This is a genomic window from Nostoc edaphicum CCNP1411, from assembly GCF_014023275.1.
GTDB lineage: Bacteria > Cyanobacteriota > Cyanobacteriia > Cyanobacteriales > Nostocaceae > Nostoc > Nostoc edaphicum_A.
In genome coordinates this window covers 2,466,440-2,485,734 of record NZ_CP054698.1, presented here as the reverse complement: position 1 = coordinate 2,485,734, position 19,295 = coordinate 2,466,440, and the positions used below count along the sequence as shown (strand labels likewise).

13 protein-coding genes are annotated in these 19,295 nt (G+C 43.4%); 6 read left to right on the top strand and 7 right to left on the bottom strand.

Annotation, left to right across the window (positions count from 1 at the left end):
- The first annotated feature begins 410 nt into the window (after positions 1-410).
- From HUN01_RS12805 to HUN01_RS12795, 3 genes are read left to right on the top strand one after another with little or no spacing between them, the layout of a single operon-like run.
- A complete protein-coding gene (locus HUN01_RS12805) occupies positions 411-1,379 on the top strand; it encodes a sodium-dependent bicarbonate transport family permease (protein WP_181931589.1) in 969 nt (322 codons plus the stop codon).
- A 4-nt stretch (positions 1,380-1,383) separates the two neighbouring features.
- On the top strand, positions 1,384-1,695 hold the full coding sequence (locus HUN01_RS12800; protein ID WP_069068948.1) for a P-II family nitrogen regulator: 312 nt from the start codon (positions 1,384-1,386) through the stop codon (positions 1,693-1,695).
- A 16-nt stretch (positions 1,696-1,711) separates the two neighbouring features.
- Positions 1,712-2,425 (top strand): carbonic anhydrase, encoded by a 714-nt coding sequence (locus HUN01_RS12795; protein ID WP_181931588.1) that lies wholly within the window; start codon positions 1,712-1,714, stop codon positions 2,423-2,425.
- Between the two features lie 141 nt (positions 2,426-2,566).
- Here the strand turns inward: HUN01_RS12795 and HUN01_RS12790 are convergent, their stop codons facing one another.
- From HUN01_RS12790 to aroF, 3 genes are all read right to left on the bottom strand, one after another.
- Positions 2,567-5,824 carry an efflux RND transporter permease subunit gene (locus HUN01_RS12790; protein WP_181931587.1) on the bottom strand — a complete coding sequence of 1,086 codons (3,258 nt, stop codon included), beginning with the start codon at positions 5,822-5,824 and terminating at the stop codon, positions 2,567-2,569.
- A gap of 61 nt (positions 5,825-5,885) precedes the next feature.
- Positions 5,886-7,325 (bottom strand): efflux RND transporter periplasmic adaptor subunit, encoded by a 1,440-nt coding sequence (locus HUN01_RS12785; protein WP_238846236.1) that lies wholly within the window; start codon positions 7,323-7,325, stop codon positions 5,886-5,888.
- A 351-nt stretch (positions 7,326-7,676) separates the two neighbouring features.
- Complete coding sequence (gene aroF / locus HUN01_RS12780) at positions 7,677-8,546, bottom strand: 3-deoxy-7-phosphoheptulonate synthase (RefSeq protein ID WP_181931586.1); 870 nt, start codon at positions 8,544-8,546, stop codon at positions 7,677-7,679.
- Between the two features lie 1,105 nt (positions 8,547-9,651).
- Here aroF and HUN01_RS12775 point away from each other — a divergent pair.
- Complete coding sequence (locus HUN01_RS12775; RefSeq protein ID WP_181931585.1) at positions 9,652-10,146, top strand: hypothetical protein; 495 nt, start codon at positions 9,652-9,654, stop codon at positions 10,144-10,146.
- A 149-nt stretch (positions 10,147-10,295) separates the two neighbouring features.
- The gene (locus HUN01_RS12770; protein WP_069068944.1) at positions 10,296-10,943 is read left to right on the top strand and encodes a pentapeptide repeat-containing protein; all 648 of its coding nucleotides are present in this window, start codon (positions 10,296-10,298) and stop codon (positions 10,941-10,943) included.
- A gap of 435 nt (positions 10,944-11,378) precedes the next feature.
- Here the strand turns inward: HUN01_RS12770 and HUN01_RS12765 are convergent, their stop codons facing one another.
- The 3 genes from HUN01_RS12765 to HUN01_RS12755 form a co-directional block, all read right to left on the bottom strand.
- A complete protein-coding gene (locus HUN01_RS12765; RefSeq protein ID WP_181931584.1) occupies positions 11,379-13,145 on the bottom strand; it encodes a tetratricopeptide repeat protein in 1,767 nt (588 codons plus the stop codon).
- Between the two features lie 278 nt (positions 13,146-13,423).
- The gene (locus HUN01_RS12760) at positions 13,424-13,681 is read right to left on the bottom strand and encodes a UPF0175 family protein (RefSeq protein ID WP_181931583.1); all 258 of its coding nucleotides are present in this window, start codon (positions 13,679-13,681) and stop codon (positions 13,424-13,426) included.
- A gap of 181 nt (positions 13,682-13,862) precedes the next feature.
- Positions 13,863-16,253: a tetratricopeptide repeat protein gene (locus HUN01_RS12755; protein WP_181931582.1), complete on the bottom strand. Its 2,391-nt coding sequence runs from the start codon at positions 16,251-16,253 to the stop codon at positions 13,863-13,865.
- Between the two features lie 134 nt (positions 16,254-16,387).
- On the opposite strand from HUN01_RS12755, the gene HUN01_RS12750 reads away from it, so the two are divergent.
- Positions 16,388-16,636 carry a hypothetical protein gene (locus HUN01_RS12750; RefSeq protein ID WP_181931581.1) on the top strand — a complete coding sequence of 83 codons (249 nt, stop codon included), beginning with the start codon at positions 16,388-16,390 and terminating at the stop codon, positions 16,634-16,636.
- Between the two features lie 527 nt (positions 16,637-17,163).
- Here the strand turns inward: HUN01_RS12750 and HUN01_RS12745 are convergent.
- Complete coding sequence (locus HUN01_RS12745; protein WP_181931580.1) at positions 17,164-19,122, bottom strand: FHA domain-containing protein; 1,959 nt, start codon at positions 19,120-19,122, stop codon at positions 17,164-17,166.
- Positions 19,123-19,295: the final 173 nt, after the last annotated feature.

Here is a 19,295-nt window from a genome sequence, read left to right as displayed (position 1 = left end):
TACATCTAACCGTCATTTTGAGCAAGCAGGATTTACAAAACTGTTGTAAATCAAAAAATCCTGGGATTTAACCAAGGTTTGTGCAGGAGCAATTCATGAATTGCCCCTACAATACGTTAATTTTTTCTACGCTAAATAGGTTGATCGCGAGTTCTTCTTACACTTTCTGTCGTAAGATCAGCGACGGGGAATCCAACATCAAAAAATGTTGGGCAAGCTCTCACTTTTTCCGTTCTCAGCGCTGTTTAACACCTAACCAATAAGTATTGTCACCAATAGGACGATTCACTCCTTGAGTACCCAATTGACATTGGGTAACGATACACGATACATCATGATTCAACCTTTAAATTTTTAAAGATGAAAAATTTCTTTAATTTCAGGTTTAACCAATACAAGGAGGGGTGGATATGGATTTGAGCTTAATTGTATCCAATATTTTGAATCCGCCAATCCTGTTTTTCTTTTTAGGCATGATTGCTGTTTTTGTCAAGTCTGATCTAGAAATTCCTGCACCAATACCCAAACTATTTTCGTTGTATCTGCTGTTTGCCATTGGTTTTAAGGGAGGCGTAGAACTAATCAAAAGCGGTGTAACTCAGGAAGTAATTCTAACACTCGCGGCAGCAATGATGATGGCTTGCATTGTTCCAATTTATACCTTTTTTATCCTGAAGTGGAAATTGGATACTTACGATGCGGCTGCGATCGCAGCAACCTACGGTTCGATCAGTGCCGTCACCTTCATTACAGCTAGCGCCTTTTTGACTGAGCTTGGCATCACTTTTGATGGTTACATGGTAGCAGCCCTTGCCCTGATGGAATCCCCAGCGATTATAGTTGGTCTAATTTTGGTGAATATATTCGCCGCCGATGGAAAGCGGGACTTATCGTGGCCGGAAGTTTTACAAGAAGCATTTCTTAATAGTTCAGTTTTTCTCCTAGTTGGCAGTCTCTTTATAGGTGTCTTGACAGGAGAACACGGTTGGAAAGTATTAGAACCCTTTACTCAAGGGTTATTTTATGGCGTTCTCACCTTCTTTTTACTGGACATGGGATTGGTCGCTGCTAGAAGAATTAAAGACTTGCAAAAAACCGGAGTTTTCCTGATTTTATTTGCCATACTAATTCCTATACTCAATGCAGGCATTGGGTTGGTAATTGCCAAATTCATCGGTATGCCTCGCGGAGATTCGCTGTTATTCGCTGTATTGTGTGCCAGCGCTTCTTATATTGCTGTTCCAGCGGCGATGCGGATGACTGTTCCAGAAGCAAATCCCAGCCTGTATGTTTCTACCGCTTTAGCGGTGACATTTCCGTTCAATATTATTGTGGGAATTCCGCTATATCTCTACGGAATTAACCTATTTTGGAGCTAATAATATGCACGTAGTTAAAAAGATAGAAATTATCGCCAACTCCTTTGAGCTTGCCAAAATTTTAGATAATTTAGACAAGTCGGGTGTACATAATCATGCCGTAATCCGAAATGTTGCTGGTAAAGGATTACAAGGAACAACAGAAGATTTAGACATGACTATGCTTGATAATGTTTACATCCTGGCCTTTTGTATGCCAGAACAACTCAAGCCTGTTGTAGAAAATATCAAACCACTTCTCAACAAGTTCGGGGGTACTTGCTACGTTTCTGATGTGATGGAGATTCGCTCTGTCAGATGTGTTGCGTCAATGTAAGAGAGTTATAAATTCAATGAAGCATTTCATAGAACGTCGTGACTTTTTAAAGTTAGGAATGACCGGGGCATTTGGGATGATGTTATCTGCCAGCGATTTACTCTGGCGGGTAGAACAGGCTAAAGCTGACGAAATTCACCCAGCCCCCACTCAATCCCTTAGTCCCGATGCAGCCTTACAAAAGCTGGTAGAGGGAAATCAGCGATTTGTTGATCATCATCCCCAATACCCGGATCAATCTGCGTTGCGGTTGCAGGAAGTTGCTCAAGCTCAACATCCATTTGCAACCATCCTCAGTTGTGCGGATTCACGAGTGCCCGCAGAAATTGTTTTTGACCAAGGCATTGGGGATATTTTTGATGTTCGGATTGCCGGAAATATTGCCACACATGAAGCGCTTGGCAGTATTGAATATGCGGTTGTATTGTTAGGTAGTCCGCTGCTGATGGTAATGGGTCATGAGCGTTGTGGGGCTGTAACCGCCGCTGTACAAAACGAATCGTTACCCGGTGATATTAGTACTTTTGTGAAGGCAATTAAGCCAGCCCTAAAAAAGGTCAAAGATCAGCCGGGTGATGCGGTTGAAAACGCTGTTGTGGCAAATGTGCAATATCAAATTGAACGGTTGAAGCGATCAAAGCTTTTAACTGAGCAGGTGGAGGCGGGAAAATTGAAAATTGTGGGGGGTCGTTACGATTTAGATACAGGGAGAGTAATTATTATTACTTAGTTCGGCAAACCTCAAATTTCAGAAAGGAGCGATCGCTTTTAGTTTTCCATAAGAGATAATCGCGATCGCAAATCGAAAAAGTCTCTTGCCCCCTGATGTCTAAATGATAAGTCTTTAGCCAAACACGATATCAGAGAAGTGTCAAATTGCCTGTTTGCGCCAATTGCGTTTTTGAAGTTTGGTTTGCCAAGACTCCATGTAGGTGTAGAAAACGGGCGTCAAATAAAGTGTGAGAAACTGCGAGAACACCAACCCCCCAACTACAGCTAAACCAAGGGGACGACGTGTATCTGCACCGGCTCCCAAACCGAGGGCGATAGGCAGTGTACCCATGAGTGCTGCCATTGTCGTCATCATGATGGGGCGGAACCTCACTAAGCAAGCTTCATAAATAGCATCATAAGGAGTTTTGCCATTTTGACGGGCAATAATTGCAAAGTCAACCATCATGATCCCGTTTTTCTTCACAATGCCAACCAACAGGATGATGCCCACGAAGGCGTAAATATTCAAGTCAACTTGAAACAGCAATAGGGTTAGTATTGCCCCAAATCCAGCGGAGGGTAAGCTAGAAAGGATTGTCAGCGGGTGAATGAAGTTTTCGTAGAGAATCCCCAAAACGATATAAATCACTAAGATGGCAACCAGCAATAACATTCCTAAGCCCTGAATTGATGACTGGAATGCCTGTGCGGAACCTTGGAAGGCTGTACTGATAGTTGGTGGTAGTGTTTGACGGGCGATTTGCTCAATTTTCCCGGTGACATTACCGAGCGATACTCCTGGTTTGAGGTTAAAGGAGAAGGTGACAGATGCCAGTTGCCCTTTGTGGTTTATAGTCAAGGGGCCTACATCTTTGCTCAAGGTTGCTACAGCATTGAGAGGTACGAGTTGCCCACTGGGGGTACGAACTGAAAGTAAATCTAGGGCATTGGAATTTTGTTGATATTTTGGTTCCACACCCATAATTACTTGGTACTGGCTATCAGGGGCGTAGATGGTGGAAACTTGGCGAGTACCATAGGCATTACTCAGAGCAGTTTCAATCTGATTAGCCGTCAACTCTAGAGCCGAAGCTTGGTCGCGGTTGATGTCTACTTTTACTTGAGGATTCTTAATTTGCAAATCGCTGTTGACATCTTGTAAATCTGACATTGTGCGGAGCTTGTTTTCCAGGGCTGGAGCATACTGGTAAAGCTCCTGGATATTGGGAGTTTGCAGAGTAAATTGATACTGTGCTTTTGTCTGTTGGCCACCGACATTAATGGCTGGAGGATTTTGCAAGAAAACCTTGATTCCAGGCACAACTGACAACTTCGGTCGGAGTTCCTGCACAACTTCATCAGCACTGAGATGGCGCTCATGGCGGGGCTTAAGTTCGATTAAAATTCTGCCAGCATTAGCGGAAGCATTTGGCCCGCCAGCCCCCACACTAGAGTTGATAGAATCGACATTAGGATCACGATAAGCGATCGCAGCTACAGCTTGTTGATGTTTTACCATCTCATCAAAGGATATATCCTCTGATGCTTGAGTAGTTGCAGTGATTTGTCCAACATCTGCGTTGGGAACAAACCCTTTAGGCACAATTATAAATAGATACACTGTTGCTACAAGAATCGCTCCCGAAATCACCATTGTCGTGCGGTGATACTTGAGTGATTTCTTCAAACTCCAATCGTATCCGCCCAAAATCACATTAAAGATATTTTCTGAAAAATTGTAGAGACGACGGTTGAAATTTTGGATTCGGGATTGGAGACTAGGGACTGGGGACTGGGAATTAAGAATTTCTCCCTCATCTTCCCCTGCTCCCTCATCCTCCTCACTATCTTGCTCATGATGAGGTGGACTCAAGAATCTGGAACACAGCATTGGCGTTAAACTTAGGGATATTACGCCAGATACTAAGATTGCAACGCTGATTGTAACGGCAAACTCACGGAATAGTCGCCCCAAAATGCCTTCCATGAACAGTATCGGGATAAATACTGCCACTAAGGAGATGGTCATAGATAAAATTGTGAAACCAATTTCTTTAGAACCATTTAGGGCGGCTTCCATACGGCTTTCACCCATTTCCATGTGGCGGACAATGTTCTCTAGCATGACTACGGCATCATCAACCACGAAGCCAACTGAAAGGGTCAACGCCATCAGTGATAGGTTATCGAGAGAGAAGCCCAGTAGCACCATGACTCCAAAAGTCGCTACGATCGAAAGCGGTACTGCCAAACTGGGAATGACTGTAGCAGAGATATTGCGGAGAAACAAAAAGATTACCAGCACCACCAGAGCGATGGTGAGCAACAGCGTGAATTGTACATCATCCACCGACTCGCGAATTGACTGGGAGCGATCGTAGAGAATATCCATGTTCACAGCCGCCGGAATCTGTGTGCGGAAGGTGGGTAGCAATTTCTTAATTGCATCCACTACTTGAACAGTATTAGTTCCCGGTTGGCGCTGAATTGCTAAAACAATCGCCCGAACGCCAGAATTTTGGATTTTAGATTTTGGATTTTGGATTGAGGACTTGTCCCCTGCTTCCTTACTCTCCTTTTTGACAGGAAAATACCAACTTGCTATTTTGTCATTTTCTACACTGTCCAGGACTTGACCCAGTTCGCCTAGCTGCACTGGTGCGCCATTTTGATAGGCCACATTTAGGGAGCGATAGCTGGCGGCATCGTTAAGTTGACCGTTTGCTTGGATTGTAGAATTCTGCTGTTGACCGTAAAGTGTGCCAGTAGGTAGATTAACATTTCCATTTGCGATCGCACTTGCTACTTCATCAATTCCTATCCCCTTAGCACTCAGCGATTCCGGATCAAGCTGAATTCGTACCGCGTATTTTTGGGAACCAAACACCTGCACCTGCGCTACCCCATCCACCATTGATAGACGTTGTGCCAGCAATGTCTCAGCATACTTGTCTACAGTTGATAGGGGCAGAATAGACGAGTTGAGGGAGATATAAAGCACTGGCTGATCCGCCGGATTTACCTTTCGGTAAGATGGGGGATTAGGCATATTAGTCGGTAACTGCTTCGCTCCCTTAGAAATAGCAGACTGCACATCCAATGCTGCACCGTCGATATCCCGATTCAGGTCAAATTGCAGCGTCAGCTGTGTAGTACCCAAAGAACTGGTAGAGTTCATTGAACTCAATCCCGCTATACTAGAAAACTGCTGCTCTAAAGGAGTTGCTACAGAAGCAGCCATCGTTTCTGGACTAGCTCCAGGCAGGTTAGCTGTTACCTGGAGTGTCGGATAATCTACATTAGGCAGGTCGCTAACGGGTAGCTGTTGGTAACTGATCAGCCCAAATATCAAAATGCCAACCATAACTAGGGTTGTCATGATTGGACGCCGGATAAATAGCTCCGAAATGTTCATCTTAGTAGTTTGTCATTGGTCATTGGTCATTTGTCATTTGTCATTTGTCATTTGTCATTTGTCATTTGTCATTGGTCATCTTTTCCATCACCTCTGCCCTTCTGCTTCCTACTTCCGGTTTCACTTGGACTGTGGCACCAGGTACTAGGTTGAATTGTCCATCAGTGACTACTTGTTCGCCTGGTTTCAAGCCTTGCTTAATTACCGTTTCATTCCCAACGGTGTCACCTACGGTAATTGGACGAATTTCTGCTGTTTTGTCAGGTTTGACTACATACACAAACTGCCCTTGCTGTCCACTTTGTACCGCCTGGGAAGGAACAGTAATGGCATTTGGTTCTTCGCTGAGTTTGAGTACTACATTGACAAATTGCCCCGGAAACAGGCGCTCATCAGCGTTGGCAAAAGTACCCTTAAGTTGAATTGTGCCTGTTTGGGTATTGACTCCACTATCGACAAAAGTGAGTTCGCCTTGTACTGGATGCCCTGGATCTTTAGGAGGTAAAGCATCGACTTTTAACTTGCCGTTATTAGCACTGTATTTTTTGATATCTGGCAGCAGTCGTTGAGGAATGGAAAAGTTGACGTAAATCGGTCGAATTTGGCTGATTGTAATTAGCGGATCATCGGCATTCGCCTGTACCAAGTTTCCTTGATTTAGCTTCAGGCTACCTGTGCGTCCAGCAATTGGTGAGTAGATAGAACTGTAGGAAAGCTGAACTTTGGCATTGTCGATCGCAGCTTCATCTGCCACTACCACTGCCTCGGCATTTTGTACATCTGCTTGGGCTGCTGCGATCGCTGCCTGAGCATTTGCCACTCCCTCTTGATCTGCCTTCACAGTCGCCTGTTGAGCCGCAGCACTGGTCTGATATTGTTCAGCCTGTTCTTTACTGATTGCCCCTTCCTTGAGCAAACTAGCATAACGTTGAGCTTGCACATCTGCATTTGTTGCCTGGGACTTATCCTTCACTACATTCGCTTTTGCCTGGTTCACTTGGGCGATCGCTTTTAACACATTTGCCTGTGTCTGTTTTACCTGCGCTAAATCTTTGGCTTTGGCAGCATTAGCTTGCATCAGCGCGGCTTGTAGAGGACGCGAATCAATTTTAAATAACAAGTCTCCTTTCTTAACGTTCTGTCCTTGCTGAAAATAGACGCCAGTAAGTTGTCCGCCGACCTGAGATTTGACAGATACCGTGGAATATGCTTCCACCGTTCCCGTCGCCGATAGCTGTATTGGAATCGTTTTTTGAGTTGCAGTGGCAACTACCACTGGCACAGCTCGTTTTTTCCCTGCTTCTTTGCTACTTGATTGGGCGTCAGTTGCATTACAAGCACTACACAAGTAGGTAAGACCTAATATAAGTAGCGAGAACTGCCCTCTTTGAATAATGCTTTGAAAACAAGGAATAGTTTGAGCAGGCAAGGGCGAAGGCTCTATTGTCTGAATAGGGGCTAAACAGCGCATATCAACAATCTGGGGGAAAGTGGGAAGCACAGACACGTATTAGCTTGTCATTAGACATCGCATTTTCCGCAAAATGGTTGGTTGCGATTAACTCTAATTAGACAAGTACAATAGTTAGCTAAACTAAATATTAGTGTACTAATGATTGCTGTTTTAGCCTACCCTTTTGGAAAGAAATTGTTGTGAAACTGTTGTGACTTTGGTATTAAGTTATTGTGACTTTATTTGTATATACAAGATTGGGTTGACAAAATTGTTTGAGAGCAAATGGAATAGCCTAAGTAACAACTTCCTTTAACGAAAGCGATCGCTGTTTGTCTTTATGCCAAAATAAATATTTTGACTCAGACATTCAAGCGATCGCCTCGCCTCAATTGAAATTTAGGCAGCCAAAAAAATCGGGGCAGGTTCCAAACCCGCCCCGGCTTCTGATATACTGCGCCCAACGGCTGTTGCTACAGGCTTTAAACTATTAACTAAATGCACCATATCTTCTAAAGAAAGTGCTTGACGGGCATCAGAAACAGATTTTTCTGGTTCTGGGTGACACTCAATAATTAATCCATCTGCACCGCAAGCGATCGCAGCCCTAGCAACAGGTGCTACAAGTTCCCGTTTACCGACGGCATGGGAAGGATCTACAATCACAGGCAGGTGAGTGATTTGTTTGAGTGCTGCTACTGCCCCTAAATCCAGGACGTTACGAGTGTAATCATCGAAGCTACGAATACCGCGTTCGCACAACACCACATCAGGATTCCCGTGGCTGAGGATATATTCAGCAGCCATGACAAATTCTTCAATTGTCGCTGCTAAACCACGTTTGAGTAGTATTGGTTTACCAGCTTGTCCCAAAGCTTTGAGTAAGTCAAAGTTTTGCATATTTCGGCTACCAACTTGAAGCATATCAGCGTGGGCGGCGACTACTTCAATTTGGGAAATTGACATCACCTCAGTGACAACTGGCAGATTGTAATGCGATCGCACCCTTGCCAAAATCTCTAATCCTTCCACTCCCATACCCTGGAAAGCGTAGGGAGATGTCCGGGGTTTGTAGACACCCCCACGCAACCCATGCACCGATGCAGTAGCTAGTTTTTGGGCGACTATCTGCATTTGTTCTAAGCTTTCAACAGTGCAGGGGCCGCCAATAATTACCAGTTCTTTGCCGCCGAAAGCGACTGTTTCTGAGATTTTAACGATTGTCTGGTGGTTCACATGGGATTGTGCGGCAAGTTTGGCATTAATCATGGTTTCATTCTCCTGAAAAGTAAGTAATTAGTGATTGGGGATTGGGGAATGGGGATTAGGGAGTGGGGAAAAAAGTTAGAGTGGTAAGGTGCAAGGGAGAAGATGGCCCCCTGTGCTTCCCAGTCCCTAGTCCCCAATCCCAAATAACATACAAAAAAGCCCGAAACCTTTAAAAGTTCCGGGCGCGTTCTGATTTATCGGCATAACGCTATTTACCCGGAACTTAGTCTGGGCCAAAAGTAAAAGCCATAAAACCAGCTAGTGAAATAAGTCATAACGATGAAATTCTCCTTAAAAAAACAAAAACCGCAGAGTTTGCTCTGCGGTTCATCGGGCGGTTTCCATTAGAAAACTCGATTCACTCCCGATGAACCACCCTAAACCAAAAATAAAAGTAGGAATTTGTGTTAAGCATTTGCGGGGCTTTTGCTGGAAAACTAAAAAACTATACCTATATAAGGTAACAATATCAGGAAGAGTAAGCAGTGTCAAGACCTCCACAAACTATAAAAAAGCGATAGACTCATTACAACTGTGAGGATCAAGACTATAAAGCTTTGGGGAATTCAAAATCACGCCCTGTTCTAAATTGTTTGGTGAAGTACTAGTGCAGCATGGCAAAAATAACTATCCAGTAAAAAAAGGTTAAAAAGCTAATAAAGCTTACTTGCCTGACTCCTGCCTCCTGCCCCCTACCTCCTGCCTCCTGCCTCCTTGCATTAGTTGCTTGTTTGCGTAGACTAAGAAAGCGGCTTGTTATTTAAATATCACCGTATTTATATAAGTTTACAAATATTTTTGTGTCATGACTAATGGGTAGTGTAAATATCAAAAATTAATGGTGAAAAATCTAAAAATTGAGAATATGGCGATTTTCTAACGAATAGAATACAGCCAACTTAAGTAAATCAGAGAGAATTATAAGCGGTGGCTTCCATCCTTTAGAAGTTCAAAGAGCCAGGATTGAGAAGTTAGAATATATAATTCTCCTGACTTATGACCTCATCTTGCGAAAGCTTATTGCAGACAATTGACAATCGCCATACATTATTCTTACCCAAGCCCTCATTGACAAGATCAAATTTTTAGGATCATCAGTTTCATTATGCCTAGTTCCAAAATCTTAGCCCAATCTTTCGACTATCATGGAGCTTACCCCTGCCCAGTCTGTCGGATAGGTAAGATTTCTCACATGCCATTGATGGAAGCTATGGCTTGTGACTTTTGCCAAGAGATTTTTACAGTCAACTTAGAACTACAGCAAATCAAGATGCCTTCTAGGCAACCACCCTTAACTTGGCGTTGGAATGGGTTTAGTTGGACAGAAGGCCAGCTAGAAGGTGTGGAATTAGGTTGGGGCTATGGACTAGCAGCAGCAGTTTTTGTAATTCTTCCCACTACTCTAATTGGCATAGTAGCTTACTATTTTCCTGCTAATCTGAAGGAACCCATTACCTGGATGCCATATATTTGGACGATATTAACTTTTTTATCACATTTATCAATTATTGTTTGGATTTTTATTGAAGTCTATCAGATTCCAGTTGCAGCATATTGGAGAGCGATCGCTCGATGGAGAAATGGGGAAATGAGGCACTAGGGACTGGAAAACAACTCTTATCCCAATCCCCAGTCCCCAGTCCCCAATCCCCAGTCTCCATGCCCAATGCCCATAATCAATAACAAATGATGCAGCGGATAGATGGCTCCATCACTCATAATTAAGTTGATTGTCCACCAAAATATCGTATGAGCGATCTGGAGCGGTACTATAGAGTTTTGGAATTAGAGCCTGGAGCAACACTTGAGGAAGTGAACCAGGCTTACAAAGATTTAGTCTTTGTTTGGCATCCCGATCGCATTCCTAAAGACAATCTCCGTTTACAGCAGAAAGCACAAGATAAGCTGAAAGCCATAAATGAAGCTCGTGAAAAATTGCGCTCTCTAAAAACCAAACCTCAAACCACATTTAATTCACCGCCACCTCAACAAGAAAAACCATTTCAAACAACCCAGCAACCACCAAAGCAAAACTCAGACTTGAGTGGCAAAGACTACAGTCGGGCAAATTTGAGCAATAAAGACTTATCTGGCAGAAATCTGAGTTATGCCAATTTGAGTGGTGCTAATCTCAGCGATACTTTTATGCACAAAGTCAACCTCAGAGGTGCGAATTTATCTGAAGCAAATTTATTTCGGGCAAACCTACTTTTAGCGGATCTCAGGGAGGCAAATTTACGTGCTGCTAATTTGATTGGTGCGGATCTCAGTGGCGCCGACTTGCGAGGAGCCGACTTGACGGGAGCGCGGATTCGCTCTGGTGAGCGTCTTCTGGTTAAACTAATTGGTACTAACTTAGCAGGGGCAATTATGCCTGATGGTTCAATTTTTCAATAACCGAGGTTGCATCATCACACAGAGTGCATAAATTAATCACTTGAAGAAGAATTCAGAAGTCAGAATTCAGGAGTCAGAATGAAGACGCAGGAGCGTCTGACTCGCTAACGCTGCGCTATCAGTGGGGGATTCAGACCCGCCACTGATTGAAGACCACTAAATCTTTGATTTAGTGGGGGTTTTAAACCCCTGGATTCATCCACTCTTTCGTTCAAAATTCATTCTGAATTCTGGCTCCTGACTCCTGAATTCTGTTTCGATAAACAAGCAAACAGGCAAATTAAAAAAGTAATATGCCTGTTTGCTTGCTCAACATACCAAAATGAAGACTCAAACTGCCGAACATATTGCAAAAGCGATCGCAGAGGCTACCAAAAACCCCAACATCCAAAAACGCATATTTATTCTTTGGAAGTTCCTTCAGAGGTGCGATCGCTAATTATATACTTCTCTTAAAAAGCTTGTATAGTTTGTCCGAACCGTCATAGTAGTAGGATGACTTATACCTAAAGTCCGTTCACAAATTTTCAAAGCTTGCTCAAATAAGGGTTTGGCTTTCCTATAGCGTCCTCTATAACGGTAGAGTGCTGCGAGATTGTTCAGACTGATAGCGACATCAGGATGGTTATTTCCCAGTAAGCGTTTACTCAGTTCTAAAGCTTGCTGATACAGTGGTTCGGCTTCGCTGTAGCGTCCCGTAGATTCGTAGAGTTGTGCTAAATTGTTCAGGCTAGTGCCAACATCGATATGTTCTTCTCCCAGCAGGCGTTTTCTCAGTTTTAAAGCTTGCTTAAGTAAAGGTTCGGCTTCGCTGTAGCGTCTTGTATAACAGTACAATGCTGCTAAATTGTTCAGACTCGTGGCAACATTGGGATGTTCTTCTCCCACTAGGCGTTTCCACAGTTCTAAAGCTTGCTGATACAGCGGTTCGGCTTCGCTATAGCGTCCTGTAGATTCGTAGATTAATGCTAAATAGCTCAGGTTAGTAGCGACATCGGTATTTTCTTCTCCCAACAGGCGTTTTCTCAGTTCTAAAGCTTGCTCAAGCAAGGGTTCGGCTTCGCTGTAGCGTCCTGTGGATTCGTAGAGTAATGCTAAATTGCTCAGGCTAGTGGCGACATCAGCATGTTCTAAACCGAGACGATTTTGAGTCAATTCTACACACTGTTGCAACCAAGTTTCTGCTTGCTGATAAAGTCCTTGACTTTGATAAAACCAGGCTAGTTTGGTAAACAGAGTGATTAGATTTTCATCGCCCAGATATTGGGATAAATTAGTTGCAACTTCTGCAATATGTGGGATATGTGGAGTGAGGTTGAGAATATCTTCAGGGTTAGGCTGTTGCGGAATCAGCTTTGCTACCTCTAACATCATCGCTGCAAATTTAGTTTTTGCTTCATCCGCTTCACTTGATTGATCCAACTTCATTTGAAAAAGTTGCCGAATCAGTGGATTTAGACGATAAATTCCTTTACTTTTCTGTTGTAGTAAATGTAATTCTAGTAAATCGTCTATGGCTTTCTTATTGAGTTGTTGTTTTTGATCATCTTCTATCGTCTCAACAGATAAGGGAATGTCAGCTAAGGCACACAAACTTAGCAAACAGCCAAAGCTTTGTGCATTTTCATCCAATTGTTCCCAATTTAATTCAAAAGCTTCAGCTACACCGTATTCATAAGATATCAATGAGTTAGCATTGACTACTGGTTCATGTTCCACTCGTTTCTTCTCTAGCCGCTTCAGCAGTGTTTCCAGAGACAAATCTGGTATCTTATCCAAATATCGCCCCACTAACTCTAACGCTAAAGGTAAATATCCTAAAAATTTACAAATTCTTCTCGCAAACCAAGCTTTTTGTTGCAGTCGTTCCCGAACCACCAGCGTTTTTAATAATTTCATCGCCGCCAATGGTTTGAGGATATCCAATTCGCTATTATATTTTGCGCTCAGGAAAGCTTGTAACTTTTGTAGTTTGTTTCGACTGTTGGAAATCGCTAACTCAGGATAATTCTGGGCAAACTTGTCATATACCTCACCAATCCACTTTCTGAAAGCAGCAATATCAACCTTTAATTCGCTGGCAAGTTTAGCTTCATTTTTTCCTAAGTTTTCTGTCTTAAAATACCTTGCAAAAGCTGCCGTTTGCTCTAGAGATAAGCCGTTAGTAGCAGCTTCTTTGGCTAGAAAATTAGCCCATTGCATAAACAGCTTGTAAATATTTACTTTTATTCTAGCTTTGTCTCCATTGGGAAATCTTCTCTCTTTGGGGTATAAATCCTATTCGCATAAAAGCATTTAAAAGCATTAACATAAGAATCAAACCGCCAAGAAAGAGAGAAGAGGGAGCGATCGCCATTTGAAGTTAGAATTGATGTGCGATCGCTATTCCCCTGCTTGTTGTCTAAGTAAATTCACCAAACTATCGGATAACTACAAACCAGCGTCACGCAAAGGTTGAATTCCAGGAGATATGCTTGGGATTAGTCCACGTCTTTTGCCAGTTCCTGGGCTAACTCTTGGGCAGTATATTGTATAAAATCTACTTGGTAGCGTGATAAGGCATTAATAAATTCAGCACGAGTTAGCCCAGCAATCTCTGCTGCTTTGGCTTGTGAGATATCGCCTAATTCATACCATTTAACTGCGGCGGCAATTCGCATTTCTTGGATAAATTCTTCAGGATTTTTACGAAGTGCGGAAAATACTGTTTCTGGTAATTGGATAGGCACTGTTCGCATAATTTTATCCTCAAATTTGGCGTTTGGAATTTGAAACCGCAAAGCGATGTCACGACGGGCTACACCTACGCTCTATTCTTTACTGTACTTTGGTTATGAGGGAAATAACGCTGCTAAAGTTTGAACGACTACTGATGTGTGGCATCAATTTGGTGTGATTTGGGGAGAAAAGGTGCGATCGTTAGCGATATGCTTCTCTCAAAAATCTTGCATAATTTCCCCGAACCATTATTGTATCGGGATGACCTTCACCTAAAGTACGTTCACAAATTGCCAAAGCTTGCTCAAATAAGGGTTCGCCTTCACTGAAGCGTCCCGTAGAACAGTAGAGTCCTGCTAGATTGTTCAAGCTAGTTGCAACATCAGGATGGTTGTCTCCCAACAGGCGTTTCCAAAGTTCTAAAGTTTCTAGATGCAGGGGTTCGGCTTCACTGTAGCGTCCTGTAGACTGATAGAGTGTTGCTAGATTATTCAGGCTAGCGGCGACATCGGGATGGTTATCTCCCAGTAAGCGTCTTCTCAGTGCCAAAGCTTGCTGAAACAAAGATTCGGCTTCGGTGTAGCGTCCTGTAGATTTATACAGTGCAGCTAGATTGTTCAGGTTAATAGCAATATCAGGATGGTTGTCTCCCAGTAGATGTTTTTTTAGTTTTAAAGCTTGCTGAAACAACAGTTCGGCTTCGCTGTAGCGTTTTGTAGAACTGTAAAGTAATGCTAAATTGTTCAAGCTATTGGTGACATCGAGATGGTTGTCTCCTAGCAGGTGTTGTCTTAGTTCTAAAACTTGCAGATACAGAGGTTCGGCTTCGCTGTAGCGTCCTGTATAACGGTAGATTTCTGCCAGATTGTTCAAGCTAGTGGCGACAATAGGATGGTCATCTCCCAGCAGGCGTTTTGTCAGTTCTAAAGCCTGCTTATACATGGGTTCGGCTTCGCTGTAGCGTCCTGTAGATTTATGAAGTGCTGCTAGATTGTTCAGGCTAGTGGCAATATTGAGATGTTCCAAACCCAGGCGATTTTCAGCAATTTTTACACCCTGCTGCAACCAAGGTTCTGCTTGCTGATAAAGCCCTTGGCCTTGATAAAACCAGCCTAAGCCTGTGAAAGGCGCAATTAAATCCTCGTCGCTGAGATATTGGGATAGGTAGGTTGCAACTTCTGCAAGGTGGGGGATATGTAGAGTGAGGTTGAAAATATCTTCACGATTAGGCTGTTGAGGAATTTGCTTTGCCACCTCTACCATCTGCGCTACAAAAGCAGTTTTCACCTCATCTGCATTACTTGACTCATCCAACTTCATTTGAAAAAATTGCCGAATCAGTGGATGTAGACGATAAATTCCTTTACTTTGCCATTGTATTAAATGCAGTTTCCGCAACTCAGCTATAGCTTTCTCCCAGAGTTCTTGTTCTTCGTCATCTTTTATCCCCTCAACAGAAAAAGGAATATCAGCCAAAGCATACAAACTCAGCCAACAGCCTAAACTTTGTGCTTTCTCATCCAATTGTTCCCAACTCAATGCAAAAGCTTCAGCAACGCCGTATTCATAACGCATCAATGGGTTAGCCTTGGCTATTGCTTCGTGTTCCAGTCGCTTTTTCTCTAGCCGCTTCAGCAGTTTTTCCAGAGACAAATCCGGCATTGTATCCAGATATCGCCCCACCAACTCTAACGCCAAAGGCAAATATCCCAAGAATTTACAAATTTCTCTCGCAACCCAAGGTTCACTTTTAAGCCGTTCTCTATCAACCAGCGATTTTAATAATTTCATCGCCGCCAATGGTTTGAGAACACCCAAAGGTAATTGCGGCAAAGTTCTATCAAACCCCAGGCGCGTTGTCAGCAATACTTTAAACCGGGTTGATTCTGGGGGTAGATAAGGCTGAACCTGTGTTTTGTAGTCGGTGACATCATCAAACACCAGCAGTACTTCACCTTGTTGCCAATTTTGCCAGCAGTATCTTAGCCTATCTGCTAATTCCCAATCGTCCGGTGCAATGAGTTTAAATTTTAATTCAGCAAATATGAGAATCTGGCTTCCGATATCTATTGCTTGTGCAGATAACCAGCAAACCCCACCTTGATAATTCTGCAAATGCTGTTTGGCGTATTGAGTAGCGAGTTCAGTTTTGCCTACTCCACCCATACCCGCCACAGCTACAATGGCAACTTGCCAAGATGTTTGTAATTGCTCGTGCAGTTTTTCTAGTTCCGCCTCACGTCCCACAAATTTTTCAAATGGGACAGCAGGGGGAATATTTTGATGAATTTCTTTAATTGTGGGGCGAACATCTTGCCCGCCATTATATTTGTTTGTCAAACAAGCCCGTAACTTTTCCAGCTTACCGCGACTATTAGAAGTGGCTAATTCAGGATAACTCTTGGCGAATTTGTCATATACCTCAGCCATCCGCTTTTTGAAAGCAGCCGCACCAATGTTCAACTCGCTGGCAAGTTTTGCCTCACTCTTACCTGAGTTTTCAGTCTTCAATCGCTCTACAAAAGCTGCCGTTTGCTCTGGGGATAAGCTATTAGTAGCAGCTTCATTGGCTAGAAAATCAGCCCATTCCATAGACAGCTTGTGAGATTTCTTCTCGATTCTACTTAATTTCTACTTTCTCTCTACTTTGTCTCCATTTTTAGGGAATCTCCTCTTCTTCTGGCAGAAATACGATTTGCATAGAAACATTTAGAAGAGGTTTAACCATGAAAACTGCCTTAACAACTCCAGTCAATTCCAATCAAACCACCCAAACTTCGCAATTAATCCCCGCCTCGCCAACATCGGTAGAAAATCCATCTACCTGGATGCGAAACGGGGACAGTCCTACTGAAATCATCCTCGCGGTGGCAATTTTAACATCATTGTCAATTGGGGGAATTGCCTCTGTGATTGTGGCGATTACGGGTTTAGTTAAAACTTTAGTACGCCCGACAAGCGAAAAAACAAAGTAAGAGTACTGGCAAAGGGAAATTCTTCGCTTCGTTGCTATCCCGCCTTGGAATCAATTCCGAGGCTAATAGCCTAAGTCCGTTCAAACGGACTAAATTTTAGTTAATTTGAGTCAGTTTTAACTGACTTATGCTGTTAGCCTGCGATTTGAATCGCAGGTGGGCTGAAAGTATCGCCCGTAACTTGAGCCTTTGAGCCTTTTAACCTCAACGTTGAGCCTTTTATCCTCGACGTTGAGCCTTTTATCCTCGACGTTGAGCCTTTTATCCTCGACGTTGAGCCTTTTATCCTTGACGTTGAGCCTTTTATCCTCGACGTTGAGCCTTTTATCCTCGACGTTGAGCCTTTTATCCTCGACGTTGAGCCTTTTATCCTCGACGTTGAGCCTTTTAACCTCAACGTTGAGCCTTTTAACCTCAACGTTGAGCCTTTTATCCTCGAAGTTGCGCCTTTTATCCTCGAAATTAGGATTTGCTACTCAAAACAGCCAGATAAATACTCTATCCCTTCTGCCCCCTGCCTCCTAATACTAAGGTGACTGATTTAACACCCACTTCAACCATTGCCTAAAGGAACTTATAGTATTCAAACGATGGACTCCAGGCGCATGGGCAGCGGATAGTCCATCAACCGCGACTAATGCGGCGTACTGCAAGCCCAAGAAACTATCAACTGCTGCATAAGGGCCACCTAAAGTAATCGCCCCAGCCGCATACATTTGACCTCTATCACTACGCATTTCTACCAATTCAAAATTGTTCGCTACAGTCAATCGCCCCAGGTGATTCACTGGGAGATTGTAATGTTTCACCAAATCTGCTAATAGGGGATTGGCATCTACCTTGGCATCCAGTCCAGTAGCGTCAACAATAAAATCAGCTAGCAATTTCATTTCCCCAAAGCTTTGTTCTCGGATACGGGTAATAGTCCGGTTTTGGGCATCTCGTTCTACATCCAGAACCTCACCGAAGGTAATTTGATACCAGCCTTCGCTTAACCCCTGGGCAGTAATTTGCTGCCAGTCTTGGCGGTCGGCGGTGGTAGTTCCACCCCAGTCTGCTAGTAAACGTTTGCGTTCATCGGGGGTGGCTTTTTCTAACATTGCCCGGAGTTCGCCGCCCCAACAGGCTTTCGGCCAGTTAAATGGTTGAAATTCGTAATGATTTTTGACTAAGCGCTGGGTATTTTGAAATTTGTTGCCTTGGGGTTTAGGCGATCGCATTAAATGCAAAACTGCAATATTCCGATTTCGTTTTCTAGCTTCGTAAATGCGCTGCACAATCCGCGAAGCCACAATTCCCCGCCCCCGAATCAACACCGTACCACCATGTTGCTCTAGTTGCTGATAAACATGATCATGGGCTTCATAAGCATTAACTACAGATTTAAAATCTTGATATTTTTCTCTATAAGCTTGCAAATCTGGGAGAAACTGAATTGCTGGATACCCAGTAGCTAAATGTAAATAACGACTAACTAAAAAAGCATAATTTCCTGGGGCGCGAGAATAGGCTATGCAATATCTGCCATCATCAGTTTTGCGAATTCCCCTAACTCGCCCATAGCGATAAATTTGATTCCAGCCAATGCGCTTCGCCTCTCGGTCTATGGAATCAAAGACATTACCCGCACGGGGAGTATAAGTTTCTGCAAATGTTGGTTCAGCAAACACTTGCCATAAATACTTGAATGCTGAATTTATCTGTCCTTTGGCTAAGTCTCCCCAAGCTTCTCGCAAGGCATAACTAGGCCAGCCCCAAATATTATCAGGACAAGAGTCAGAATTAGAACGCAGTCTTTCATATAAGGGAATTTGCGAATTCAAGCAAAGGCGTTTGTAACGGGCATAAGGTTCCGCCTCTAATCCCAAAGCCACAATTTTGTCAGCACGCACACCACTAATTCGCAGCAAGTCAGCCCAAACGAAGCTACCCAATCCCGCCCCGATCGCAAGATAATCAGATTCATCTACTGGTAATCCTGTAGCATGAAGTGCTTGCACAGAAACCTTTTGAGCCTGAAATGCCAATGGCGGGAAATTACTTGCCACGGGCGTTAGCGGCTGGACTACAGGCAAACTGGGGTCTGGGTGATTGGTATTTGCGTTGAAATGAATTGTTGAAGGGGGGCTGGTATCTGGTGCAGAGGTGCTAGCAGCAAATGTCACCGTTATCATATAGGGGCCAATTTGCAACGTATCGCCATTAGCCAGAAAACTACGAGTTTGTGGTTGACCGTTGACATACACACCGTTAACGCTGCCTTGGTCAATCACCACCAGATGGTCTTGTTCCCAGTCAATTAGGGCATGATAGCGAGAAACTTCGTTACTGTTAAGCAGCATCCTAGAAACCCGAACTCCCCTGAGTTCAGCAGGTAAACGAGGGAATTCTCGACCAAAAGCGATCGGCATATTCAACCTTGGTTCTCGCCGTTCACCCGTCGCTGGATCGTCCCAACTCAATTGGATTTGTAAGTCATTTGTCATTGGTCATTTGTTATTTGTCATTGGGCATTGGGCAATACGATTCAGTTAAGGGCTAAGTGTACAAAATTGTGGGTTTTCGAGACGCGATAAATCGCCGTCTCTACAAGTGTTTTGGTCTTATCTAAACTGTATTGAGGCATTGTAAATTGGTTATTAATTATACTCCCTCATCT

Bases quoted from the DNA above. Each gene is read 5' to 3' on its own strand.
- HUN01_RS12775 (WP_181931585.1), top strand. From the start codon at position 9,652: ATGCCTAGTTCCAAAATCTTAGCCCAATCTTTCGACTATCATGGAGCT.
- HUN01_RS12760 (WP_181931583.1), bottom strand. From the start codon at position 13,681: ATGCGAACAGTGCCTATCCAATTACCAGAAACAGTATTTTCCGCACTT.
- HUN01_RS12805 (WP_181931589.1), top strand. From the start codon at position 411: ATGGATTTGAGCTTAATTGTATCCAATATTTTGAATCCGCCAATCCTG.
- HUN01_RS12745 (WP_181931580.1), bottom strand. From the start codon at position 19,122: ATGACAAATGACTTACAAATCCAATTGAGTTGGGACGATCCAGCGACG.
- HUN01_RS12765 (WP_181931584.1), bottom strand. From the start codon at position 13,145: ATGCAATGGGCTAATTTTCTAGCCAAAGAAGCTGCTACTAACGGCTTA.
- HUN01_RS12800 (WP_069068948.1), top strand. From the start codon at position 1,384: ATGCACGTAGTTAAAAAGATAGAAATTATCGCCAACTCCTTTGAGCTT.
- HUN01_RS12750 (WP_181931581.1), top strand. From the start codon at position 16,388: ATGAAAACTGCCTTAACAACTCCAGTCAATTCCAATCAAACCACCCAA.
- HUN01_RS12795 (WP_181931588.1), top strand. From the start codon at position 1,712: ATGAAGCATTTCATAGAACGTCGTGACTTTTTAAAGTTAGGAATGACC.
- HUN01_RS12790 (WP_181931587.1), bottom strand. From the start codon at position 5,824: ATGAACATTTCGGAGCTATTTATCCGGCGTCCAATCATGACAACCCTA.
- aroF (WP_181931586.1), bottom strand. From the start codon at position 8,546: ATGATTAATGCCAAACTTGCCGCACAATCCCATGTGAACCACCAGACA.
- HUN01_RS12755 (WP_181931582.1), bottom strand. From the start codon at position 16,253: ATGGAATGGGCTGATTTTCTAGCCAATGAAGCTGCTACTAATAGCTTA.
- HUN01_RS12770 (WP_069068944.1), top strand. From the start codon at position 10,296: ATGAGCGATCTGGAGCGGTACTATAGAGTTTTGGAATTAGAGCCTGGA.